The sequence below is a fragment of the Pseudomaricurvus sp. ABR4_320 genome, assembly GCF_056159445.1.
This window is the reverse complement of sequence record NZ_JBSWVF010000006.1, coordinates 175,839-199,424: the sequence shown is the minus strand read 5'-3', so window position 1 is coordinate 199,424 and position 23,586 is coordinate 175,839. Positions and strand designations below refer to the sequence as shown.

Below are 23,586 nucleotides of genomic sequence, written 5' to 3'. Positions count from 1 at the left end.
CGCCGCCCGATTGATTACATTTCCAGGTTTTTCAGCGACTTGACGTCAGCAACCACTTTGGCACGGACTTCGTCACCAAGTGGAATCATGCCTTTTTCACTGAGATACCCTTCTTCACCGAAAGATCTTTCGCTGGTGAATTCAGCCAGGAATTCGGTAATGCCGGGGATTGTACCAATATGCTCCTTCTTGACATAGAAGTAGAGCGGACGAGATACCGGATAACTGCCATCGGCGATGGATTCAAAGGTAGGCTCTTGACCTTCAACGAGTGAGCCTTGAATCTTGTCAACGTTCTGATCCAGGAAGCTGAAACCAAAAATGCCCAGTGCATTTTTGTTAGCACCCAACTTTTGTACGATGAGATTATCGTTTTCACCGGCCTCGATATAAGAACCGTCTTCCCGTACCGTCAGACAAGCCGACTTAAACTTGTCCTTATCCGAATCTTCCAGAGCTTCTACCCACTCATAGCTGGTGCAGCCAGCTTCCAATACCAGCTCCTGAAAGGCGTCGCGGGTACCCGAGGTTGGCGGTGGTCCCAAAACTTCAATTTTGGTCGCGGGCAGTGCTGGATTAACGTCCTTCCAGGTCTTGTAGGGATTCTCTACAAAGGATTCAGAACCGTCTGGATTAGGAACAACTTTAGCCAGAGCCAGATAGAGATCCTTACGCGTCAGTTCCAACTGTTCAGACGCGACGGAATTACCGATAACAATACCGTCATAACCAATCAGAACTTCAACAATGTTTTTGACACCATTGGACTGACAAGTATCGAATTCGGACTTTTTAATACGGCGAGAGGCATTGGTGATATCTGGAGAGGTAATACCGACACCATCACAAAAGAGTTTCATACCACCACCGGAGCCGGTGGACTCAATCTTTGGCGTTTTGAAATCTGTGGTTTTACCAAACCGCTCTGCGACAACGGTCGAGAACGGGTAGACTGTGGATGAACCCACAATGCTGATGTAGTCACGGGCTGCAGATACTGCCTGAGCACCCATAGCTGACGCTGCCAAAGTGGCAATCACTAATGCTTTTTTCATTTATCCTCCTGAGCCCGAAAGGGTAAAACCGACCAGGTTGGCTCGTGTCACCTAGCAAACGGGATCGATGCTAGGTTCGTTCGGTGACAATATTATGAATCTTATATGACAGAATTATGACAAGCGATAACTGTCTCGTACATGTCAGAAGGGTCGGTTTTTAGGCCGTTTAGTTATACTATCGGCTGGCAATCAAAAGAATAATTGGACTGGGCTGCTTTGTCTCTTAATTGTATCCGTCAACTCACCGTTTGGTTGGACAACATCAATCTGAAAATAGGAAACGGATTGCGTTGGTTGTGCGTTGCAATGATGCTTATTTCAAGCTCAATCGTTTTATTGAGATATTCATTTTCCATTGGCAGTATAGCGCTTCAGGAATCCCTGGGGTATATCCATGGGATGTTTTTTATGGGCGGTCTAGGCTACGCGCTACAGACCGACAGTCATGTGCGCGTCGACCCCTTTTATCGACGCTGGTCTCCAAGAACACAAGCCTGGATAAATTGTTGCGGTACCCTGTTCTTTTTACTGCCTTTTAGTGGCTTCATCATCTTCTCAAGTTGGAATTTCGTTCACGCGGCCTGGCTCGTTCGAGAAGCCTCCCCCAACGCCAATGGCCTGCCAATTGTTTATCTCGCCAAAACACTGATTCCAATAACGGGACTGCTGCTCTTTGTTCAGGGTATCGCCGAGCTTTTGAAAAACACTCTCACCATCGTGATACGGAATAACGACTAATGGGTGGTTATCTGGCGCTACTCATGTTTATAGCCGTCTGTTGTGTGTTGTTGGCCGGCTACCCTGTCGCATTTACCCTTGGTGGTGTTGCGCTTATCACTGCGGCTCTAGGAATTCTTGTTGGCGCATTTGACGCCAATCTCCTCTTTGCGCTACCCGACCGCATCTACGGCACGATGAACAGCTATACCTTGATTGCAGTGCCTCTGTTTATTCTCATGGGCAACATTCTGGAGCGCTCACGTTTGGCAGAAAAGCTGCTTCGCGATATGGCCCTTATCTGTATCAGGCTGCCTGCAGGACTGGGCATCTCCGTCGTATTAGTCGGCGTACTTTTAGCAGCCTGCACTGGCATTGTTGGCGCCACCGTCATCACCATGGGGCTAATCAGTCTGCCAACCCTGTTACAGAATGGATATAAACCCTCATTGGCCGCTGGCACTATCTGCGCGACGGGGACTTTGGGTCAGATTATTCCTCCCTCTATCGCACTGGTGCTTCTGGGGGATGTTCTCTCAATTGCCTACCAGCAGGCACAGCTGCGCCTCGGCATCTTCAATCCACAACCTGTCTCCGTGGGTGATTTGTTTATCGGAGCCATCATTCCTGGATTGCTGCTGGTTTTTCTCTATGTGATTTACCTGCTCTACGCAGCAGGCAATCCAACAACAGAATCCTGTCAGACTTCTGAGATCAGTGAGCGCCCAAGTATTCGCGAGCTTCTTACCGATCTTGCTCCGCCCATACTTCTGATCGTTTTGGTCTTGGGTTCGATCATTGCCGGCGCAGCTACACCGACTGAAGCGGCGGGCATTGGCGCTCTTGGTGCCTTCCTGATGGCAGTGAGCAAAGGTTCAATGTCACTGGAGGCGCTCGCCGAAGTCTGTAGATCAACCCTCAGAATTACCGCTATGGTATTCGCCATACTATTGGGTGCTTCGTTATTCTCTCTCGTTTTCCGTGGACTTGGTGGCGAGCACTATATTTTTCAGCTATTTGAGCAGCTACCTGGCGGTCGGCTAACAGCCCTATTCGTTGTCATGCTGCTCATTTTTTTATTGGGGTTTATTCTCGATTTTATTGAAATCACCTTTGTGGTAATTCCAATCGTTGGTCCGGTACTTCTACAGATGGGAATTGATCCTATTTGGCTTGGCATCATGATTGCGCTAAACCTGCAAACATCATTCTTAACCCCACCGTTTGGCTTCGCTCTATTCTATTTGCGAGGCGTCGCCCCAGATAGCGTTTCATCTGGCGATATATTCCGTGGCGTCGTTCCTTTTATTATGATCCAATTAACACTTATGTTGGCGCTGGCAGTCTGGCCGGGTTTAGTTACCTGGTTACCACAGTTCCTACATTGATCCGCTTGATGAGGAAAAATAGTGATAGACGAATATCAAGATATGGATGTAGACCCAACCCCAACCGGTGAATTAATGAGCCAAACCCTGGTCATGCCCACCGCAACCAATAACTGGGGGGATGTCTACGGCGGTTGGCTAATGAGTCAGATGGACCTCGCTGGTTCTATGAAAGCTTCCAGTATTGCAAAAGGCCGCGTAACAACCGTTGCCGCTGGCAGCATGGTGTTCTTGCATCCCGTACCTATGGGTTCAACGGTATGCTGTTATGCAGAAATCGTAGAGGTTGGACGTTCATCGGTCAAAATTCTGGTCGATGTTTGGTTAAAACCACCCACCGCTAAGGACATGCAGAAACTGACAGAAAGCGAATTCGTATTTGTTGCGATCGATGATAACGGCAGAACTCGCCCCATTAACCGAGCTAACTTGAATCGTTAATGAAGAGAGTCTGAAGCGGTTTCCCGAAATTGGTAATATGCCGCTTCTGAAAGGCTATGGTATTGAGCGGCGCTGTCCTGAAACGATTGATAGGACTGATACACCCTTTCAAAATCTGGATTACGTGCAGCCTCTTCGCGGTAAATTTGCTGTGCTATTTTTTCCAGGCCTGACAGAACGCTGTCAGGTAACCGTTGAATGCTCACTTGATATCGGTCTTTCAATTCCTGCAAAGCGGCATGGTTTCTGGCAGTGTATTCATCCAACATATTCTGATTGGTCGCACGCGCCGCCGCTGCCACAATTGAGCGCAAATCCTCTGGTAAGGCGTTATAGGCGTCGAGGTTAAAAATAAATTCCAGCATGGGCCCAGGTTCCTGCCAACCTGGGTAATAGTAATAGTCTGCGACCTCTTGAAGCCCGAAAGCAAGATCGTTATAGGGACCAACCCATTCTGTCGCTTCAATAACCCCCGTTTGCAGAGACGTGTAAATCTCGCCCCCCGGTATATTAACGGATGTTCCCCCGGCACGATTCCACACTTCTCCACCCAGACCAGGGATACGCATCTTTAACCCTTTGATGTCGTCGAGGGACTTTATTTCCCGGTTAAACCAACCAGCCATTTGCACCCCCGTACTGCCTCCGGCAAACGGAATCACATTAAAGGGTTGATAGATGTCTCGCCATAGTTCCAAACCACCACCAAACTGCAACCATCCGTTCATTTCCTGAACATTCATCCCGAACGGAATGGTTGTAAAAAACTGAGTCGCAGAGTTTTTGCCTTTCCAATAATAAGCCGCGCCATGACCCGCCTGGACCGTCCCGGAAGATACCGCATCGAAAACCCCTAAGGCAGGAACCAATTCTCCGGCTCCATACACGTCGATGTTGAGACGTCCACCACTCATTTCGCGAACGCGATTCGCAAAATATTCTGGCGCAGAACCTAATCCGGGAAAATTTTTCGGCCAAGTTGTTACTAATCGCCAGTGCACTGTCTCAGATATCGGCGAACCCTGCTCTGTTGCGCTACTCTTAGATTGGACATGTTTTGAACTAAATCCCACCAACAGCCAAAATAAACCACTGACGGCAAAAAGAAGCAGAAGTATGACCAGCGATTTAACATCGATTGACGTTTTATTGGTGGAATCCATGGCTTTTCTGTTTTTATAAACGAAGGGTTTTCCAGTCTCTGTTTAGCTCAATCTTTTACCTAAACGTTACTAGAGTTATGATCAGACACCTTCAAGATTCGCTAGGCGCAAAATTAATTCCTTCGTACCCACTTCGTCAAAATTGACTTTTACCGTGGCGTTGTGATCATTTCCCTGGAAGCGGAGAATTTTCCCCTCACCAAATTTTTTGTGTCGCACACGCTGCCCCAAATAAAACCCGGTATCGTCACCATGATCACTGATTTCGGGTGTTGCACGTCTCCCCTCTCTCTGCAAGCTCACCGGCCGAGTCACGGTATTCTTCACGCGAACTTCATTGACTAATTCCGGCGGAATTTCACGAACAAACCTGGAGAGTGGATTATACGTCTCGCGACCATGCAGTCGTCGACACTCCGCATAGGTAATCACCAACTGCGACATAGCACGAGTAATACCGACGTAACAGAGTCGACGTTCTTCCTCAAGACGATCCGGATCTTCAGCGGACATGCTGTGAGGAAATAAATTTTCTTCCGCTCCAGCCAAAAAAACCAATGGAAATTCCAGTCCCTTAGCCGAATGCAAGGTCATCATTTGGACAGCGTCTTCATACTCATCAGCTTGAGTATCCCCAGCATCCAGAGCCGCAGTTTCGAGAAAGCTCTCCAGAATTGGCGCTCCGGCTTCATCCGGCTCAAACGCTCGGCAAGCATTCACCAATTCTTCAAGGTTTTCGATTCGCGCCTGACCTTTTTCACCTTTCTCCGCTTTATGAAAATCATAAAGTCCTGTTTTATGGATAACATCTTCGACGAGTTGTCCGAGTTCCATGCCGACGCTCTTCTCAGCGAGACCATCGATCAGCAAGACAAAACTGCCTAGCGCGGTTTTTGCCCGACCTGACATACTACCTTTGCTGATCAGTCCTTGAGCGGCCGACCAAAGTGAAATGCCCTGCTCCCTCGCTACTTCGCGGATACCATCCAGAGTTTTGGCACCAATCCCCCGCGTAGGAACATTAATAACCCGCTCGAATGCTGGATCATCATTACGATTTACCAACAGTCTTAAATAAGCCAGGGCATTGCGAATTTCCAGGCGCTCATAAAACCTCTGTCCCCCGTAAATTCGATAGGGAACGCCTTGGCGTAACAGAGCTTCTTCTAATACTCTGGATTGCGCATTGGATCGATACAAGACAGCACACTGCTGACGCTGATTGCCAGCCTGCGCCCACTGTTCAATGCGATCAACAATGAACCTCGCCTCATCCTGCTCGTTGAAACCGGCATAGAGGTCGATGGATTTACCTTTGTCCCCATCGGTACGCAGTGTTTTTCCCAAGCGCCCCGTGTTGTTTTCGATGACAGCGTTAGCGGCATCAAGAATCGTCGCCGTAGAGCGATAATTTTGCTCCAGTCGAGTCGTTTGAGTCTGCGCGAAATCCAATTCGAACCGCTGAATATTTTCGATCTTGGCGCCTCGCCAGCCATAGATAGACTGGTCATCATCACCTACTGCGGTAACACGACAACGATCACCGGCGAGAACCCTTAGCCACGCATACTGAATGGTATTGGTATCCTGAAATTCATCAACGAGAATAAATGGAAAACGCGACTGGTAATGAGCAAGTAATTCAGCGTCGTTTAGCCAGAGTTCATGGGATCTTAGTAACAGCTCTCCAAAATCCACGAGGCCACTACGCTGACAAACCGCCTCATACTCTTTATACAGCTCAGCGAGAGTTGCTGTGTAAAGATCCCCGCCTGGTTCAATATACGCGGCACGCAGCCCTTCATCTTTTCTGGAGTTGATAAACCACTGGGTCTGGCGGGCAGGCCATTTTTTTTCGTCCAACCCCTGCTGAGCGGTAATTCTTTTAATTAACCGAAGCTGGTCGTCGCTGTCTAGAATCTGGAAATTCTGCGGTAATTTCGCCTCCAGCCAATGGCGTTTCAATAAACGATGGGCAATTCCGTGAAAGGTTCCTACCCACAGGCCACTGGCATGGAAATCCAATAATTCTTCAAGCCTACCACGCATTTCGCGAGCGGCCTTATTGGTAAAGGTAACCGCCATTATAGAATAGGGTGATACCTTCTCGACCTGGACTAACCAGGCAATACGGTGGACCAGCACACGGGTTTTCCCGCTACCGGCTCCTGCCAGAATCAGTTGATTGGCAGCGGAAGCTGTAACGGCTTCTCGCTGGGCTTCATTGAGATGATTAAGAATAGTCGACACGTCCATGGCGACAGTTTACACCAGAAGCCAGGAATACTGGTTATCTATTTAGTAGTCGTCGTACAACTCTGTGACCGTTACAGCCAGCCGCGCTTTTTGAATAGGGTCAATAAGGAGATGGTCACGCCAGCCATAACACTGAGCAACACAAAATATCCATAGGGTTTATGGAGCTCTGGCATATTGTCGAAGTTCATTCCATACAGGCCCGCCAGAAAACTCAAGGGTACAAAGATCGCTGTAATGACCGTTAATATCTTCATGGTCTGATTCAATTGATGCGAGGTAATGGAAAGATAGCCTTCTATCAAGTCGCCACAGAGTTCATAGAACATATGACCCAAACTGCACAAACGCTCGCAACGTTCATGTAGATTTTGAATAGAATGCTGGATCTCTCCGCTTTGATCATCAATGAACGGATATTGATCTTCTCTTAATTGTGCGCCAATGCGCTCGTGGTAATTGAAAATTCGATTGAGTTTTCGTAAACGTGACCGGTAAGCGACCATATCCCGCAACTGGTCATCGCTGCCGATATCCCCTTGCAATGAATCTTCGATATCACTCAACGTTTCTTCAAAACCAATGAGGTTTTCAAGGTATGCATCCAAAGAGTAATGCATGATCTCAATCGCCAATTCTGCAGGTGTTTTGAGAATCTTTGCCAACGTATCTCCCGCGGACATCCAATGTTCAATGCTGTGGGATCTGGCCTTGTGGCGACTGATTAAAATTCGATCACCAACAAACAGAGAAATATCCAGTGGTGTGACATCTAACTGTCCGTTGACCTTGGCAATTCCTCGGTAGAGAATCAATGTGTAATTATCAAAAGATTCGATTTTTGGCGGCCGACGCTCTTTTCGGGATTGTTCAATGGCGACTTGGTGACAACCCAACTTCTTGAGTAGACGAATTTCCGCATTGCTGGTTTCAGACTCAATATCGACCCATAAAAACGCTTCCTCACTGGTCTGCCACGAGGCTATAAGTTCCTTCCCTCCCGATAGACATTCCCCATTTCCACTAATCAATACTGTACGAATCATGGGAAGCCATTATTCGACCGTGACAGACTTTGCCAAATTTCTTGGCTGATCCACATCCGTGCCTTTCAATACTGCTGCATGATAAGCCAATAATTGAAGGGGTATGGTAAAGAGTATGGGTACTAAGCTCTCGGGAGCATGAGGAAAATTCAATACCTGGGTATTGGTATCATTTTGAAAGCCTGATTCTTCATCAGCAAACACAAATAACTTCCCACCCCGAGCTTTTACTTCCTGCAGGTTAGATCTTAATTTTTCCAGCAGTTCATTGCTGGGCGCTACGGCAATAACGGGCATCTCAGAATCAACTAAAGCCAACGGGCCATGTTTGAGCTCGCCCGCTGGATAGGCTTCTGCATGGATATAGGAGATTTCTTTAAGCTTTAACGCCCCTTCCATAGCAACAGGAAATTCGACCCCCCGCCCGAGGTAGAGTGCATGACGCTTATCTGAAAAGGCTTCACTCATTTTTTCAATGGCAATATCCATTGCCAAATAGCGACGAATGAGATCTGGCAACTGGGACAGAGCCGACACCATTTCCGTTTCACGCGCTTCGTCAATTTCCGCTCGGCGCCCAAGTGCAATAACCAAAAGCTGGAGTGCAACTAACTGAGTGGTAAACGCTTTCGTGGAGGCAACACCAATTTCCCTCCCGGCCTGAGTCAACAGACTCAAGGTGGACGCCCTAACCAATGAGCTGTTTGCAACGTTACATATCGCCAAACTGGCGAGATAACCCAAATCCTTACTGTAGTTCAAAGCCGACATGGTATCGGCTGTTTCTCCGGATTGAGAAATTGTGACAAACAAGGTGTTCGGCAGTACAACGCTCTTGCGATAGCGGTATTCACTGGCGATTTCCACTGAACACGGTATTCCCGCCCAATCCTCAAACCAATATTTGGCAATTAAACCGGCGTGATAACTGGTACCACAGGCAACAATTTGAACAGCGCTGACTCGATCAAATACGTCAGACGCTTCACTGCCAAAACAGGCTTCCAGCAAATGGGTTTTTGAAATACGACCTTGCAGAGTTGCCCTGATCACTTTTTCCTGCTCAAAAATTTCTTTGAGCATGAAATGTCGAAAGTGCCCCTTATCAGAAGATTCTTCAGCATCACTGAGCAACTGTACACTGCGGGTGACCCGTGTCCCATTCGCATCGACTACCTTGTAACTGTCGCCTGAAATTTGAGCTGCATCGCCTTCTTCAAGATAAATAAAACGATCGGTTACCTGGCGTAAGGCAAGAGGATCAGAGGCGATGAAGTTCTCTTCGATACCAACTCCTAACACCAGCGGACTTCCCTTTCTGGCACAGACAACCTTTCCCTTTTCGCGACTGCTCACAACACCCAGTGCGTAGGCGCCAGTTAAGCGTGCTGTAGACTTTAGGAAAGCCGCAAAGAGATCATTCTCTTCTTCGAAGTAAAAGTGAATAAGATGCGCAACAACTTCCGTATCGGTTTCGGAAACGAAGGAATAACCTGCAGATTCCAGTTCACTTCGCAGCTCTTGATGATTTTCGATGATACCGTTGTGGACGACGGCAATGTGATCTGAGGTATGCGGGTGTGCATTGATCTCCGTTGGTACACCGTGGGTAGCCCAACGCGTATGCGCTATCCCTGTACGACCGCTGGGATCCAGATCCTCGGTCTTGGCGGTAAGGGCGGCTACTTTTCCAACGGCTTTTGCCACCTGGACTTCCGCCCCTACCAGCGTGGCAATGCCCGCAGAATCATACCCGCGATACTCCAGACGCTTGAGCCCTTCTATCAGGATTGGAATGACATTACGCTGTGCTACCGCACCAACAATTCCGCACATAAAATACCCGCTCTCATTGACGCACTCTGCCGCTGAACTTGGCAGTCTACTGTTTTTCTTTTTTGGTCGGCCGTTGCCAGGTCGAAATTTCAACCTGCCGCCCTCTGGCAACTCCGAGATTGCCATCCGAGACATCTTTGGTAATGGTAGAACCAGCCCCAATCGTCGCGTCCGACCCGACAGTCACCGGCGCTACCAAACTGGTATTCGAGCCAATAAACGCCCGATCGCCTATCCGAGTTTTAGACTTGTTAACACCATCATAGTTGCAAGTGATTGTTCCTGCCCCTACGTTGACGTCCCGACCAATCTCGGCATCGCCGATATAGGTAAGGTGATTCACCTTACTTCCGGGTCCGATAACAGATTTCTTCGTTTCGACAAAATTGCCGAGCTTTGCGTTGTCGGCCAGTTTGGTTCCAGGCCTAACTCGTGCAAAAGGACCAACATCACAGCTTTCTTCGATGACAGAATCATCGATGATGGAATTGGCTTTAATATGGCTATTCCGTCCAATCGATGCATTCCGGATGATGCAATTTGGCTCGATAGTTACTCCGTCCGCTAGAACGACCTCGCCTTCAAAAAGGCAGTTGATGTCGATAGAAACGTCTATCCCACAATGCAATTGACCTCGACAGTCAAACCGCTGTGGATCACTGATTACGACCCCTTGATCCAGAAACGATCTCGCCATTTTGAATTGGAACCGTCTCTCCAAATCTGCTAACTGAGCGCGACTATTGATACCTTGAATTTCGTATTCTGAAAGACAAGTTTCCGAAACAATGGCAATATCTTCCTCATGCGCCATTGCAACAATATCCGTGAGATAGTATTCCTGCTGAGCATTATCGGCTGACAGGGCTGGCAACCAGCGCTGCAGATCATCACTCCGCATCAACATAATGCCGGTGTTGATCTCACAGATCTGTTTCTGTTCGGGATTGGCATCTTTTTCTTCAACAATCCCGATAATTTTTCCTTCATCGCGCAGTATTCTACCGTACCCCTTTGCATCGGCTAACTCAGCGGTCAGTAGACAAAAGCGGGCGTTTTGCGCGAGCATCGCTGTAAGGGTTTTTGGACTCAGTAAAGGAACGTCCCCGTAAAGAACCAGAACCCGACTGCCAGACTGCATTAATGGCAGCGCTTGCGCGACGGCATCTCCTGTGCCTGACACCTTTTCCTGCACAACAAATCGTACATCCGGCGCAGCGAAATCCTCAGAGATTTGCTGATGTTCCGGACCGATTACGAGGGTAATAACATCTGGATTTAGCTGTCGAGCGGTCGAGAGAACATGTTCCAGTAATGGCTTACCCGCCAGCTTATGAAGGACTTTTGGCAGCTTGGACTTCATCCGCGTCCCTTTTCCCGCCGCCAATATAACAATCTCAAGCATAGTCGTTTCCATTACAAAAGAGTGAGTTTAAAAACGAAAAAAGGGTAGCATATTGCTACCCTTTCTACCGTTGGAACAAGAGGAGAGTATAATCAGCTCTTATTCCGACGTATTGCCTGGATCGTACGCAGTCTGGCTGCGGCCTCGGCTAATTGAGCCGACGCTCTTACATAATCAATTTCGCTGTTTTGATTAGCCAGAGCTTGTTCAGCTTCGCGCTTAGCTTCCAAGGCAGCAGCTTCGTCCATATCATGGGCGCGCAGCGCAGTATCTGCCAACACGGAAACGACATGAGGCTGAACTTCTAAATAGCCGCCAGAGACATAGTATATCTCTGTCGTTCCATCGGTCTTAATTAACCGAATTGGCCCAGGTTGCAAGGATGTCAGCAGAGGTGCATGACCATAAGCCACACCAACGTCCCCTTCTGTACCGGCAGCGATAACCATCTCTACCAATCCAGAAAAGATCTCTTCCTCGGCACTGACAATATCACAGTGAACTGTCATAGCCATAATAGTGCTCCTCTTCACCGATGTCGGCAAATCGCAGACATCGGCAGGTGGTTAAGCTTGAAGATTCAAAGAGAATAATCAGAGCTTTTTGGCTTTCTCGACAGCTTCGTCAATAGAGCCAACCATGTAGAACGCCTGTTCAGGCAGATCATCATAATCACCGTTAAGAATCGAGCTAAAGCCAGACAGGGTATCTTTCAAAGATACATACTTACCTGGTGATCCTGTGAAGACTTCCGCAACATGGAAAGGCTGGGACAGGAAACGCTCAATCTTACGAGCACGGGATACAGTGAGCTTGTCTTCTTCAGATAGTTCATCCATACCAAGAATCGCGATGATGTCCTTCAATTCTTTGTAACGCTGGAGAACTGTTTGAACGCCACGGGCAATCCCATAGTGCTCTTCACCAATAATCAATGGATCCAGCTGACGAGAGGTGGAGTCCAAAGGATCAATCGCGGGATAAATACCTTTTGCGGCAATATCACGACTCAGTACAACCGTTGAGTCCAAGTGCGCAAAGGTGGTTGCCGGAGATGGATCCGTCAAGTCATCCGCAGGTACATAAACTGCCTGAACAGAGGTAATAGAACCCGTCTTGGTGGAAGTAATACGTTCCTGAAGCACACCCATCTCTTCCGCCAGAGTTGGCTGATAACCTACCGCCGATGGCATACGACCCAGAAGTGCAGATACTTCAGTTCCCGCCAGCGTATAACGATAGATGTTATCGACGAAGAGCAGTACGTCACGACCTTCATCACGGAATTTCTCCGCCATGGTCAAACCTGTCAATGCGACACGCAGACGGTTACCCGGTGGCTCATTCATCTGACCGTAAACCATGGCAACCTTGTCCAGTACGTTGGACTCTTCCATCTCATAGTAGAAGTCGTTACCTTCACGAGTCCGCTCACCCACACCGGCAAATACAGACAAACCGCTGTGCTCTTTCGCGATGTTGTTGATCAACTCCATCATGTTTACGGTCTTACCAACACCCGCACCACCGAAGAGACCAACCTTACCACCCTTAGCGAAAGGACAGACCAAGTCGATTACTTTAATACCTGTTTCAAGAAGTTCCGCTGACGGTGCCAGTTCGTCGTAAGCAGGAGCTTTACGATGGATGGCACTTCGATCTTTCTCACCGATAGGACCGGCTTCGTCAATGGGGTTTCCCAAAACATCCATGATGCGACCCAAAGTCTCTGTACCTACAGGCACTGAGATAGGAGCATTGGTGTTTTCTACCGCGAGACCACGACTGATACCTTCAGAGGAGCCCATGGCAATTGCCCGAACCACTCCATCACCCAACTGCTGCTGAACTTCAAGAGTCAGATCTTTTTGACTGACTTTCAGCGCATCATAGATGTTAGGTACCGAATCCCGAGGAAACTCCACGTCGATGACGGCACCGATAATTTGCACGATACGTCCGCTGCTCATTTTCAATTCCTCAATATTTTAAAAAACTTTTCCGACTGACTCACTGAAGCAGAAATTAGACTGCGGCCGCGCCACTGACAATTTCCGAAAGCTCCTGGGTAATCGCAGCCTGTCTGGCCTTGTTATAAACCAGTTCCAGGTCATCGATAAGATCACCAGCGTTGTCGGTTGCATTTTTCATGGCGATCATCCGCGCTGCCATTTCACATGCTCCGTTCTCAACAACGGCCTGATAAACCTGCGATTCGATGTAGCGAGTCAGTAAACCTTCCAGCAATTCTTTAGCTTCCGGCTCGTAGAGGTAATCCCACTGATGCTTCAGTTTGCTATCCTCATCCGGGAGCAGCGGTAATAACTGCTGTACGTAGGGTTGTTGAGTCATCGTATTAACGAACTCATTACCCACCAAATAAAGCCGGTCTACCTTGCTCTCTGCGTAGCTGTCTAACATGATTTTGACACTACCAATTAAGCTTTCGACCGTCGGTGCTTCACCCAGATCACGTACTGCCGCGACAACATTACCGCCGTAGCTTTTAAAAAATGCAGCAGCTTTCGCACCGATTAAGCACAAGTCAATCTGCACACCTTGTGCGCTCAATTCGCGCATGGAGGCAATTGCCTTCTTAAACAGGTTTATATTCAAACCGCCACACAGACCGCGATCTGTTGAGACGAGAATAAACCCTGCTCGCTTCAACTCCCGTTCTTCCATAAACAGGTGCTTGTATTCGGGGTTGGCATTGGCAATATGCCCCACCACGTCCCGAATACGTTGAGCGTAAGGCTTGCCCACTTCCATACGATCCTGAGCTTTACGCATTTTACTCGCAGCAACCATTTCCATTGCGCTGGTAATTTTCTGCGTGTTTTTAATGCTCGATATCTGTGATCGAATTTCCTTTCCGCTAGCCATAATTAACTCTCGAATTTATCCAGTAAACACAAACGTTATTTCAGAGTTTCTCGCTCTTACCAAGTTTGAGTTGACTTGAATTTCTCCAGAGCCGCTTTAAAGCCAGACTCGATTTCGTCGTTGTAATTACCGGTATCGTTGACCTTACCCATAAGATCAGCATGTTCGGAATTCATGTACGACAGGAGTGAAGATTCGAAATCACCAATCTTGGCCACTTCTACATCTTTCAAGAAACCTTCGTTGGCGGCATAAAGAATAACGCCCATCTCAGCGATGCTGAGTGGTGTGTATTGCTTCTGCTTCATCAATTCGGTAACACGCTCACCGTGATCCAACTGAGACTTGGTCGCTTCATCAAGATCAGAGGCAAACTGGGAGAACGCCGCCAGTTCACGATACTGAGCCAGAGCAGTACGAATACCACCGGAAAGCTTCTTGATGACTTTAGTCTGCGCAGAACCACCTACCCGAGATACGGAAATACCGGCGTTCATTGCTGGACGAATACCAGCGTTAAACAGATCCGACTCAAGGAAGATCTGGCCATCGGTAATGGAAATTACGTTGGTCGGTACGAACGCAGAAACGTCACCCGCCTGAGTTTCAATGATTGGCAGAGCGGTCAGAGAACCCGTTTGGCCCGTCACTTCACCGTTGGTGAACTTTTCGACATAATCTGCATTAACTCGAGATGCGCGTTCCAACAAGCGAGAGTGCAAGTAGAAAACGTCACCAGGATAAGCTTCACGACCGGGCGGACGCTTCAACAGCAGGGAGATCTGACGATACGCCCAAGCCTGCTTGGTCAAGTCATCGTGTACGATGAGTGCATCTTGCCCGCGGTCACGGAAGTACTCACCCATTGTGGTACCAGCGAAAGGTGCCAAAAATTGCATAGACGCTGGATCTGATGCGGTAGCCGCAACAACGATGGTGTGATCCATCGCACCGTGCTCTTCCAGTTTACGCACAACCGCGGCAATAGAAGATGCTTTTTGACCAACAGCAACATAGATACACTTAATGCCTGTACCTTTCTGGTTGATGATCGCATCAACGGCAATCGCGGTTTTCCCAGTCTGACGGTCACCGATAATCAGCTCACGCTGACCACGACCAACTGGAACCATCGCATCTACCGATTTCAGACCAAATTGAACGGGCTGATCAACGGATTTACGGGCGATTACCCCAGGTGCAATCTTTTCGATCGCATCGGTCATGCTTGCGCCAATGGGACCTTTACCATCGATTGGATTACCCAGTGCATCAACGACGCGACCGAGCAGTTCATTACCGACAGGAACTTCAAGGATACGGCCAGTACACTTACACGTTTGGCCTTCAGCGATCGACTGATAATCACCCAGGATTACCGCACCGACACTATCTCTCTCCAGGTTGAGCGCGAGGCCGTAGACGCCGCCCTCAAATTCAATCATTTCACCATACATTACGTCCTGGAGGCCGTGAATGCGGATAATACCGTCGGTGACTGAAACTACTGTACCTTCATTTTGCGCTTTCGCGGTTACATCTAACCCTTCGATGCGCTGCTTGATGATGTCACTGATTTCGGAAGGATTCAGTTGCTGCATGCTCTGTTCCTCAATTCCCTGCCGGCCGAACCGGCATTAGGAGTTCATGGCTTCGGCGAGTTTCGCTAAGCGACCTCTAACCGAACCGTCAATTACTGTGTCGCCAGCCCGGATTACCGCTCCACCCAAAAGACTCTGATCTGTCGTCGTTGTCAGCACAATTTCGCGATTAAGTTTCGCCGTCAATGCTGAAACAAGACTTTGCTGAGTCTCTTGAGGTAGTTCGTATGCGGAAATTAATTCCACATCCACTGAGCGTTCACGCTGAGCTTTAAGTTCTTCGAAGATTTGCTGAATCTGTGGGAGTAGACCAAGTCGATGGTTCTCAGACAGAACGCCAATCAGATTGACTGCCTGGTTGCTGAGTTCACCGGAAAACAGCGCAGTGAACTGTTGAGCTTTCTGCTCCGCAGTCAGTGCTGGGGTCGAAATCAATTCGACCACTTTGTCCTGTGACGCTACAGTTGCCATGTTTACCAACATGGCTGACCAGCCAGCGAGATCCCCAGAACTTTCAGCCGCCTGAAAAGCAGCTTTCGCATAGGGCCTGGCAAGAGTCGTTAATTCGGCCATTTGCCACCTCTCTTATAGTTCAGCAGCTAATTGACCGACGATCTGATTACTGGCATTTGCATCGATGGTCGAACCGAGAATTTTCTCTGCACCAGCGACAGCGAGTACGGCAACCTTGCTGCGGAGTTCTTCCTTAGCACGATTGATTTCCTGCTCGATCTGGGCTTCAGCCGCGTCTTTCATACGCTGGCCTTCGACAACTGCCTGATCTTTGGCTTCCTCGACGATCTGGCTGGCACGCTTGTTCGCTTGCTCGATAATTGCGGCAGCCTCTTCTTTGGCTTCACGCAATTGTTGAGTTGCTTTTTTCTGTGCCAGTTCCAGGTCTTTGTCAGCGCGATCAGCAGCTTCAAGACCATCTGCAATCTTCTTCTCGCGCTCTGCCATAACAGACGTTAGCGCGGGCCAGACAAACTTCATGCAAAACCATACGAAGAATGCAAATGAGATTGTCTGTCCGATTAAAGTGAGATTGATATTCACACCGCCACCTCTTTGTGTTTAACGGAAAGTTAGCAAAGGGTGTAAATAATCAGCCTGCCAGCCCGGGTGCAACAACGAAGATGAGGTACATACCGATACCCACACCGATCATAGGAACCGCATCGAGCAGACCTGCCATTAAGAACATCTTGCCCTGCAGAGCTGGACCTTGTTCTGGCTGACGAGCTGATCCTTCCAACAGCTTGCCGCCCAGAGTACCAAAGCCGATCGCAGTACCCAGAGCTCCCAGACCGATCAACAGTGCGCTAGCAACGTAAACTAAACCAAGTGCTTCCATTTTCTTCTCCAAGTTTTCAAGTTTTAAAGTTTAAGAAGTCGTTTTATTAATGCTGCTCTTCAACATCGTGAGCCATCCCCATGTACACGGTTGTCAATACCATGAACACGAAGGCCTGCAGTGTAATAACCAGAATGTGGAATATCGCCCATCCCAGCTGCAGGATACCGCCCCCTACACCAGCAATTAAACCGGCCGAATAAAGCAGAGCAATCAAGATAAAGATCATTTCCCCTGCGTAGAGATTTCCGAAAAGTCGCAGCCCTAACGAAATTGGCTTTGCGATCAACCCTACCAATTCAAGGAAAAGGTTAAACGGAATCATCACAGGATGGTGGAATGGATGTAGCGCCAATTCTTTGGCAAAACCCTTCAACCCTTTATTCTTGATACTGAAGAAAATCATCAGCAAAAAGACGCCGATAGCCATACCTAATGTGGCGTTAGGGTCTGTGGTTGGCACCACTTTAAAAAACAGATGCGGATCGCCAGTGACAACCTGGGCACCGAGCGGTAACCAGTCAATTGGGACCAAATCCATTAAATTCATCAAGAACACCCAACAAAATATGGTTAACGCCATCGGCGCAATCATCTTGTTGGTGTGATGAAAGGTGTCTTTGACAACACCGTCAACAAATTCAACGACGAGCTCTACAAAACTCTGAAAACCGGATGGAACACCGGTCGTCGCATTTTTTGCCGCTCGAGAAAAGAAAAAAGAAAACACCAGTCCAAGAATTAAAGACCAGCCTATTGTGTCCAGGTGTACTGCCCAGAAACCCATTGCCGCAGCTTCTTCGGAACTGTGAGCCAGTGTCCAAGTCGCCTGCTGCAGGACTTCTCCGTCCTCCCTCACGTAACCTGCAGGCAATTTACCATACGCCATATTTTGCAGGTGGTGTTGAATGTAACCTGTTTGTGTGAGTTCCTCGCTTGCCATAAGTATCAAGCACCTTCAGTTTTAAAAAGTCGTGAAAAGCCACTGCGTGACAGCAGCCTTTCAGGACTCTTCAAAAATCAGCATGGAAATAATTGTTATCCAATTTAGCGTATGACGCGTGGCGTCACTAACAATTGCAGGATCAACATTCCAATGTAACCGGCAAATACGCCACCGGCGCGCACCTCTTCAGAACCGGCGAAGACGCAGCCAAAGCCCACCATGGTCAGGATAAATTTACCGGTCTCCCCCCGATAAAAACCCTGCAAAATCTGAGGACTTGAACTGACACCCCGATAGCGAAATGCATATACAGCAAAAAGGAGATGGGTAGCGACGGCGATAAGCCCACCCGAGAGTACAGATATCGCCAGCGTTATGTCGACGATCCAGACAACGGCAACTGCACAAAGAAGCAGAACCAATTGAATGACAGTAATCTTGTAGTATGGTGGTCTTTTGATGCTAACCACTGATATTGCTCTGGCGGTATCCGTCAGAGTTCCCCCTTCGAATGGTTTTCACAATTCGTAATATCAGTAAATTTCATCCCCAAAAGCGACGCGAATTATAGGGTCTTGCAATCTGGGGATCAACTCAAACGATGGTCGTAAAGCATTCCTTCGTTGTGCGATTTATCATTGCCGCACTTTTGCTGTTTTAATCACGCATAGGATCATAGCCCATATGCGCTAGTATCCCGTCCAATTCATCAAGGCTGTTATAATTTAAGACCATCTTACCTTTGCCCTTCGCATTGTAACTGATTGCCACAGGCACGCCGATTTTTTCTGACAGGCGCTCTTGTAGTTTTAAGACATCGCCTCCAATTTCAGGCTGGGTCTCAGCTTCAGGCTGGGCCTGTTGGATCTTTCGAACCAGAGCCTCCGTTTGACGCACTGACAGGCCTTTACCGACCACGACACTCGCCGCTTCACGTTGCTCACGCCCTTCAAGAGCAAGTAAGGCACGGGCGTGTCCCATCTCTAGATCACCATGTTCCAACATGGTTTTGACCTCATCGGTCAAAGACATCAGACGCAGTAGATTGGTAATTGTCGTCCGGGACTTGCCGACGGCGGCAGCGACTTCCTGATGGGTCAACTCAAACTCATCTTGCAGGCGTTTCAGCGCAAACGCCTCCTCCATCGGATTGAGATCCTCCCTTTGGATATTCTCAATCAACGCCATGGCGATGGCAGCATCGTCCGTAACGTCTCGTACAACACAAGGAATGTCTTGCAGACCGGCAAGCTGGGTCGCACGCCAGCGGCGTTCGCCCGCTATGATTTCATACTTCTCAGCGGAAATCGGACGCACAACGATAGGCTGCATTACGCCCTGAGCTCGAATCGAATCAGCGAGCTCCTGCAACGCTTCCTGATTCATATCGCGACGCGGTTGATACTTACCGCGCTGAATCAGATCTACCGGCAAGTTGACCAATCGGTCCCCGTCACGCGGCTGACTGACATCAACACCACCTTTGGGTTCAGTCGTGGTAGTAGATGATGCTGGCTGAGATTTTGTGGCTGTGGCTGATGCACTACTGCCCAGTAATGCGTCTAGCCCACGACCAAGACCTTTGCGCTTTGTTGCCATGGCTGTTTTAGTAATCTATTTAGAGGCGAATATCTGGCGGCGCGGTTACGCTTCCGCCGCTTGCTGTTTTTCGGCGGCTTCATTGCGCCGCAGTATCTCTCCGGCCAACGCCAGATAAGCCACAGCCCCTTTCGACTGGCGGTCATAGACCAGCGCAGGCTGGCCAAAGCTGGGAGCCTCTGCCAGGCGAACATTCCTTGGGATACAGGTTCGATACAGTCGATCACCAAAAAAATTTGATAACTGCTCGGAAACATCGTTTGTGAGGCTGTTGCGAGGATCGTACATCGTCCGCAAGATGCCCTCGATCTGTAGTGCCGGATTAGATACCGATTGTATTTGCTCTACGGTATTCACCAAAGCCGATAACCCCTCCAGAGCATAGTACTCGCACTGCATAGGGATAATAACGCCATCACAGGCCACCAGACCGTTGATGGTCAGCATATTCAGAGAAGGTGGACAATCTACGATCACATAGTCAAAGCGATCGGATAGAGTGTCGAGCGCTTGGCGAAGTCGTTGATCACGATCGTCAAGTTCGAGCAGCTCAACCTCTGCGGCGGTTAAATCCTGGTTAGCAGGTAGCACCTGAAAATCGCCAGATTCTGAGTAGGATAACCCCTCCTCTGCGCTACACTCCCCAACTAAGACATCAAAAACCGAGCGCTCTAACGCGGCTTTGTCGATCCCGGAGCCCATGGTGGCATTGCCCTGAGGATCCAGATCCACAAGCAGCACGCGACGCTTGGTGGCCGCCAGTGATGCGGCGAGGTTGACGCTGGTTGTCGTTTTACCAACGCCACCTTTCTGGTTGGCTACGGCGTATTTTTTGGTCAAAAGAAAATCCTGCCAATTATGATGTGATCAGATACTCAAAACGATGAGGTGTCGCTGTGCTTCGACACCAGGTACTGAAATCGGTTGAACCTGTACTACGGTAAAGTCCCGCGCCAGGACATTCAACTCTTCTTCCGGAACCAGCCCTTTCATGGCGTAGATACGGGCGCCGGATTGCCCAAGATGGCGTGAATACGCAAGTATATCCGGCAAACTGGCAAAAGCTCTACAGATGATAGCGTCAAACTGCGGCTCTGGGTGAAAATTTTCCGCCCTTAGATTTACCACTTCGACGTTTTCCAGGGACAATTCTGAACGAACTTGATGTAAAAAACGCGTTTTTTTGCCATTGCTGTCGAGCAATGTGAAATGGCAATCGGGATTCAAAATCGCCAGGGGTATGCCAGGTAGCCCCCCGCCGCTGCCCACGTCGACAAAGCGATGATCCTGCAAATAAGGTGAAACGCTGATCGAATCCAACAAATGCAAGGCGACCATATCCGCAGGATCACGAATCGCGGATAAATTATACGCTCGATTCCACTTGATCATTAACGACAGATACTGCATTAGCAATTGTAACTGGGTATCGCTTAACTCAAGAGACAGAGCCTCGGCACCCCACTGCAGTTTTTCCAGCAGTTTACTGTCAGTCGATACCGTATTCACGCGTTACTGCGTCCTAACAGCCCTGATTTTTTTAGATAGATCAGCAACAAGGATACCGCAGCCGGGGTAACCCCCTGTATTCTCGAAGCCCGGGCCAAAGTGTCTGGTCGCTGCGCATCGAGCTTCTGCTTAACTTCGTTGGACAGACCGTCGATGTCTGCAAAATTCAGTGTCTCGGGGATTTTAGTATCCTCGTAGCGTTTCAAGCGCTCAATTTCATCCTGTTGTCGTTGAATATAACCAGAATATTTGGCTTCTATAGCAACCTGCTCGGAAACCGATTCATCAACCTGCGCAGTCTCTTCCAATGACGCGATATCTTCAACCGTCAGTTCGGGCCGCTTAAGGAGTTCATACAAATTATACTCACGGGCTAACGGTGCGGGTAACTTTGATTCGAGCTTGGCTGCGCGCTCCGTCCTCGGCTGAACCCAGGTTTCCTTCATGCGTTCGAGCTCTCTCGCAATCGCTTCACGCTTTTCGGAAAACGCACGCCAACGTTCCTCTCCAACCAATCCAAGATGCCTGCCCTGCTCAGTCAATCTTAGATCCGCGTTATCTTCCCGTAACAACAATCGATATTCTGCACGGCTGGTAAACATGCGATAAGGCTCTGAAGCGCCCATGGTAATCAGATCATCAACGAGAACCCCGAGATAGGACTCATCACGCCGAGGACACCATGCGGCCTCACCTCGGGCGGCAAGAGCGGCATTGGCGCCCGCCAGCAATCCCTGAGCACCCGCCTCTTCGTAACCGGTTGTACCGTTGATTTGACCCGCGAAATAGAGACCTTTGAGATGTCGGTTTTCCAAACTGTACAAAAGCTCTTGTGGGTTAAAGAAGTCGTATTCGATGGCATACCCTGGGCGTGTAATGTGGGCATTTTCCAGACCTCGAATAGATCGGACTAAATCCAGCTGAACATCGAAAGGCAAACTGGTGGATATACCATTTGGGTAAAGTTCGTTCGTGGTAAGCCCCTCAGGTTCAATAAAAATCTGATGAGAATTTTTATCGGCAAAACGATGAACTTTATCCTCAATTGAGGGGCAGTAACGGGGACCTACACCATCGATAACCCCAGTGTACATGGGTGAACGATCCAATCCGGCGAAGATAATGTCGTGGGTACGCTCATTGGTATGTGTGATATAGCAATTAATTTGGGTGGGATGCTCATCTCGCGATCCCATATAGGACATCACCGGAGTAGGTGTATCTCCGGGTTGCGCCTGCATGGCAGAAAAATCAACACTACGAGCGTCAATTCTCGGAGGTGTTCCGGTTTTCAATCGTGAAACCGACAGAGGAAGCGCTCTCAGTCGTTCTGCAAGCGCATTCGCAGGGGGATCACCGGCACGGCCTCCTGCGTAGTTGTCTAAGCCTATATGTATTAACCCACCGAGAAAGGTTCCAACCGTTAAAACGACGGTTGGAGCATAAAATTTTAATCCCATTTGGGTGACAACACCGGAAATACGATCTTTGCCCCCATCGTTTTCTACGATGACATCCGTAACCGGCTGCTGAAAGATGTCGAGACCAGGCTGGTTTTCCAATGTCGCGCGGATAGCCGACCGATATAAGGCTCTATCTGCCTGAGCTCTGGTTGCTCTCACTGCAGGGCCTTTACGAGCGTTTAAGACCCGAAATTGAATTCCCGCACTATCTGTCGCTCGGGCCATAGCACCATCTAGGGCATCGATTTCCTTTACCAAATGACTTTTACCAATGCCACCGATGGCTGGATTACAGCTCATCTGGCCCAAGGTTTCGATATTGTGAGTCAACAATAAGGTTCGAGCGCCCATTCTAGCAGAGGCCAAGCAGGCTTCAGTACCTGCATGACCACCACCCACCACGATGACATCGTAGCTCTCTGGAAACTTCATAGCTGTGACTCTTTAAAAGAAGAATAGGGGGAGTAAGGAAATTTAGGTCGCCGATTATATAGAAGCTGAAAAATTGTTCAAAATGTCAGCAATCTAATTCAATAAAAATACAAAATATAAATATATGAAAGATTTATGTTTTTTATTTTTGTTGTTGTTTAATAGAGAGTGAAAAACTGTGTATAACCTTATTTTCCCTTTTCAATTCAAATGGTTATTAAGATGATAAGTGGGTGTCAATCTCGCTTATAAGTGGTCTTAAAAACTGAGGGTAAGCGTTAGATGAAAATGTGGATAAGTCACTCACGCAGGTGGAACTCGCGTTATCCACATTTTTTTTAGCAGTTAACTCGCTGTTTTTACCAGGTTTCTTCACATGTGAGACGGTTCGAGTGGGCAAATCAACGAAAAATGAAGAAGTTCGGGGATAAACTTGTGAATAAATGTGGATAACCCATTGATGTCTTGGGTAAAAGGGGAGGGTTG

General features: G+C 48.5%; 22 protein-coding genes. 3 read left to right on the top strand and 19 right to left on the bottom strand.

The features are described from left to right. Positions 1-14 precede the first annotated feature (14 nt). A complete protein-coding gene (locus ACXAFR_RS14290; protein WP_475178028.1) occupies positions 15-1,055 on the bottom strand; it encodes a substrate-binding domain-containing protein in 1,041 nt (346 codons plus the stop codon). A 219-nt stretch (positions 1,056-1,274) separates the two neighbouring features. Between ACXAFR_RS14290 and ACXAFR_RS14285 the strand changes: the two genes are divergently transcribed. Genes ACXAFR_RS14285 through ACXAFR_RS14275 form a run of 3 tightly spaced genes read left to right on the top strand, consistent with a single transcriptional unit; the run spans position 1,275 to position 3,604 of the window. After that, positions 1,275-1,796 (top strand): TRAP transporter small permease subunit, encoded by a 522-nt coding sequence (locus ACXAFR_RS14285; protein WP_475178024.1) that lies wholly within the window; start codon positions 1,275-1,277, stop codon positions 1,794-1,796. Further along, complete coding sequence (locus ACXAFR_RS14280) at positions 1,796-3,163, top strand: TRAP transporter large permease (protein WP_475178022.1); 1,368 nt, start codon at positions 1,796-1,798, stop codon at positions 3,161-3,163. Before ACXAFR_RS14285 ends, ACXAFR_RS14280 begins: the two co-directional genes overlap by 1 nt. A gap of 42 nt (positions 3,164-3,205) precedes the next feature. Then, positions 3,206-3,604 (top strand): acyl-CoA thioesterase, encoded by a 399-nt coding sequence (locus ACXAFR_RS14275; RefSeq protein ID WP_475178386.1) that lies wholly within the window; start codon positions 3,206-3,208, stop codon positions 3,602-3,604. Here ACXAFR_RS14275 and ACXAFR_RS14270 read toward each other — a convergent pair. The 18 genes from ACXAFR_RS14270 to mnmG all read right to left on the bottom strand — a co-directional run bounded on the left by ACXAFR_RS14270 (position 3,601) and on the right by mnmG (position 23,100). Further along, a complete protein-coding gene (locus ACXAFR_RS14270; protein WP_475178018.1) occupies positions 3,601-4,767 on the bottom strand; it encodes a TRAP transporter substrate-binding protein in 1,167 nt (388 codons plus the stop codon). The genes ACXAFR_RS14275 and ACXAFR_RS14270 overlap by 4 nt on opposite strands. A gap of 81 nt (positions 4,768-4,848) precedes the next feature. Continuing rightward, the gene (gene uvrD, locus ACXAFR_RS14265) at positions 4,849-7,023 is read right to left on the bottom strand and encodes a DNA helicase II (RefSeq protein WP_475178017.1); all 2,175 of its coding nucleotides are present in this window, start codon (positions 7,021-7,023) and stop codon (positions 4,849-4,851) included. A 71-nt stretch (positions 7,024-7,094) separates the two neighbouring features. Further along, on the bottom strand, positions 7,095-8,069 hold the full coding sequence (locus ACXAFR_RS14260) for a magnesium transporter CorA family protein (RefSeq protein WP_475178016.1): 975 nt from the start codon (positions 8,067-8,069) through the stop codon (positions 7,095-7,097). A gap of 9 nt (positions 8,070-8,078) precedes the next feature. Continuing rightward, on the bottom strand, positions 8,079-9,905 hold the full coding sequence (glmS, locus tag ACXAFR_RS14255) for a glutamine--fructose-6-phosphate transaminase (isomerizing) (RefSeq protein WP_475178014.1): 1,827 nt from the start codon (positions 9,903-9,905) through the stop codon (positions 8,079-8,081). 46 nt (positions 9,906-9,951) lie between these two features. Beyond that, positions 9,952-11,310: a bifunctional UDP-N-acetylglucosamine diphosphorylase/glucosamine-1-phosphate N-acetyltransferase GlmU gene (glmU, locus tag ACXAFR_RS14250; RefSeq protein WP_475178010.1), complete on the bottom strand. Its 1,359-nt coding sequence runs from the start codon at positions 11,308-11,310 to the stop codon at positions 9,952-9,954. Positions 11,311-11,402: 92 nt separating this feature from the next. Next, positions 11,403-11,825 carry a F0F1 ATP synthase subunit epsilon gene (locus tag ACXAFR_RS14245; RefSeq protein ID WP_475178008.1) on the bottom strand — a complete coding sequence of 141 codons (423 nt, stop codon included), beginning with the start codon at positions 11,823-11,825 and terminating at the stop codon, positions 11,403-11,405. Between the two features lie 78 nt (positions 11,826-11,903). Then, a complete protein-coding gene (atpD, locus tag ACXAFR_RS14240; RefSeq protein WP_475178006.1) occupies positions 11,904-13,280 on the bottom strand; it encodes a F0F1 ATP synthase subunit beta in 1,377 nt (458 codons plus the stop codon). A gap of 55 nt (positions 13,281-13,335) precedes the next feature. Next, positions 13,336-14,196 (bottom strand): F0F1 ATP synthase subunit gamma, encoded by an 861-nt coding sequence (atpG, locus tag ACXAFR_RS14235; protein ID WP_475178003.1) that lies wholly within the window; start codon positions 14,194-14,196, stop codon positions 13,336-13,338. A 56-nt stretch (positions 14,197-14,252) separates the two neighbouring features. Further along, positions 14,253-15,797 (bottom strand): F0F1 ATP synthase subunit alpha, encoded by a 1,545-nt coding sequence (gene atpA / locus ACXAFR_RS14230; protein WP_475178001.1) that lies wholly within the window; start codon positions 15,795-15,797, stop codon positions 14,253-14,255. Between the two features lie 36 nt (positions 15,798-15,833). Next, the gene (locus ACXAFR_RS14225) at positions 15,834-16,370 is read right to left on the bottom strand and encodes a F0F1 ATP synthase subunit delta (RefSeq protein ID WP_475177999.1); all 537 of its coding nucleotides are present in this window, start codon (positions 16,368-16,370) and stop codon (positions 15,834-15,836) included. 12 nt (positions 16,371-16,382) lie between these two features. Continuing rightward, positions 16,383-16,853, bottom strand: coding sequence for a F0F1 ATP synthase subunit B (locus tag ACXAFR_RS14220; RefSeq protein WP_475177998.1), 471 nt, complete (start codon positions 16,851-16,853; stop codon positions 16,383-16,385). Between the two features lie 49 nt (positions 16,854-16,902). Continuing rightward, positions 16,903-17,151: a F0F1 ATP synthase subunit C gene (gene atpE / locus ACXAFR_RS14215; protein WP_166989094.1), complete on the bottom strand. Its 249-nt coding sequence runs from the start codon at positions 17,149-17,151 to the stop codon at positions 16,903-16,905. A gap of 46 nt (positions 17,152-17,197) precedes the next feature. Further along, positions 17,198-18,094, bottom strand: coding sequence for a F0F1 ATP synthase subunit A (gene atpB / locus ACXAFR_RS14210; RefSeq protein WP_475177995.1), 897 nt, complete (start codon positions 18,092-18,094; stop codon positions 17,198-17,200). Positions 18,095-18,198: 104 nt separating this feature from the next. Next, a complete protein-coding gene (locus ACXAFR_RS14205; RefSeq protein ID WP_475177993.1) occupies positions 18,199-18,567 on the bottom strand; it encodes an ATP synthase subunit I in 369 nt (122 codons plus the stop codon). Positions 18,568-18,754: 187 nt separating this feature from the next. Then, on the bottom strand, positions 18,755-19,696 hold the full coding sequence (locus ACXAFR_RS14200; RefSeq protein WP_475177989.1) for a ParB/RepB/Spo0J family partition protein: 942 nt from the start codon (positions 19,694-19,696) through the stop codon (positions 18,755-18,757). Between the two features lie 45 nt (positions 19,697-19,741). Continuing rightward, positions 19,742-20,536, bottom strand: a complete 795-nt coding sequence (locus ACXAFR_RS14195; RefSeq protein WP_475177987.1) for a ParA family protein — start codon at positions 20,534-20,536, stop codon at positions 19,742-19,744. Positions 20,537-20,563: 27 nt separating this feature from the next. Further along, positions 20,564-21,205 carry a 16S rRNA (guanine(527)-N(7))-methyltransferase RsmG gene (gene rsmG, locus ACXAFR_RS14190; RefSeq protein WP_475177985.1) on the bottom strand — a complete coding sequence of 214 codons (642 nt, stop codon included), beginning with the start codon at positions 21,203-21,205 and terminating at the stop codon, positions 20,564-20,566. Continuing rightward, a complete protein-coding gene (mnmG, locus tag ACXAFR_RS14185; RefSeq protein ID WP_475177982.1) occupies positions 21,202-23,100 on the bottom strand; it encodes a tRNA uridine-5-carboxymethylaminomethyl(34) synthesis enzyme MnmG in 1,899 nt (632 codons plus the stop codon). The genes rsmG and mnmG overlap by 4 nt, the downstream gene beginning before the upstream one ends. Positions 23,101-23,586 lie beyond the last annotated feature (486 nt).

Bases quoted from the DNA above. Each gene is read 5' to 3' on its own strand.
- ACXAFR_RS14290 (WP_475178028.1), bottom strand. From the start codon at position 1,055: ATGAAAAAAGCATTAGTGATTGCCACTTTGGCAGCGTCAGCTATGGGT.
- ACXAFR_RS14280 (WP_475178022.1), top strand. From the start codon at position 1,796: ATGGGTGGTTATCTGGCGCTACTCATGTTTATAGCCGTCTGTTGTGTG.
- ACXAFR_RS14275 (WP_475178386.1), top strand. From the start codon at position 3,206: ATGGATGTAGACCCAACCCCAACCGGTGAATTAATGAGCCAAACCCTG.
- ACXAFR_RS14270 (WP_475178018.1), bottom strand. From the start codon at position 4,767: ATGGATTCCACCAATAAAACGTCAATCGATGTTAAATCGCTGGTCATA.
- uvrD (WP_475178017.1), bottom strand. From the start codon at position 7,023: ATGGACGTGTCGACTATTCTTAATCATCTCAATGAAGCCCAGCGAGAA.
- ACXAFR_RS14260 (WP_475178016.1), bottom strand. From the start codon at position 8,069: ATGATTCGTACAGTATTGATTAGTGGAAATGGGGAATGTCTATCGGGA.
- glmS (WP_475178014.1), bottom strand. From the start codon at position 9,905: ATGTGCGGAATTGTTGGTGCGGTAGCACAGCGTAATGTCATTCCAATC.
- glmU (WP_475178010.1), bottom strand. From the start codon at position 11,310: ATGCTTGAGATTGTTATATTGGCGGCGGGAAAAGGGACGCGGATGAAG.
- ACXAFR_RS14245 (WP_475178008.1), bottom strand. From the start codon at position 11,825: ATGGCTATGACAGTTCACTGTGATATTGTCAGTGCCGAGGAAGAGATC.
- atpD (WP_475178006.1), bottom strand. From the start codon at position 13,280: ATGAGCAGCGGACGTATCGTGCAAATTATCGGTGCCGTCATCGACGTG.
- atpG (WP_475178003.1), bottom strand. From the start codon at position 14,196: ATGGCTAGCGGAAAGGAAATTCGATCACAGATATCGAGCATTAAAAAC.
- atpA (WP_475178001.1), bottom strand. From the start codon at position 15,797: ATGCAGCAACTGAATCCTTCCGAAATCAGTGACATCATCAAGCAGCGC.
- ACXAFR_RS14225 (WP_475177999.1), bottom strand. From the start codon at position 16,370: ATGGCCGAATTAACGACTCTTGCCAGGCCCTATGCGAAAGCTGCTTTT.
- atpE (WP_166989094.1), bottom strand. From the start codon at position 17,151: ATGGAAGCACTTGGTTTAGTTTACGTTGCTAGCGCACTGTTGATCGGT.
- atpB (WP_475177995.1), bottom strand. From the start codon at position 18,094: ATGGCAAGCGAGGAACTCACACAAACAGGTTACATTCAACACCACCTG.
- ACXAFR_RS14200 (WP_475177989.1), bottom strand. From the start codon at position 19,696: ATGGCAACAAAGCGCAAAGGTCTTGGTCGTGGGCTAGACGCATTACTG.
- mnmG (WP_475177982.1), bottom strand. From the start codon at position 23,100: ATGAAGTTTCCAGAGAGCTACGATGTCATCGTGGTGGGTGGTGGTCAT.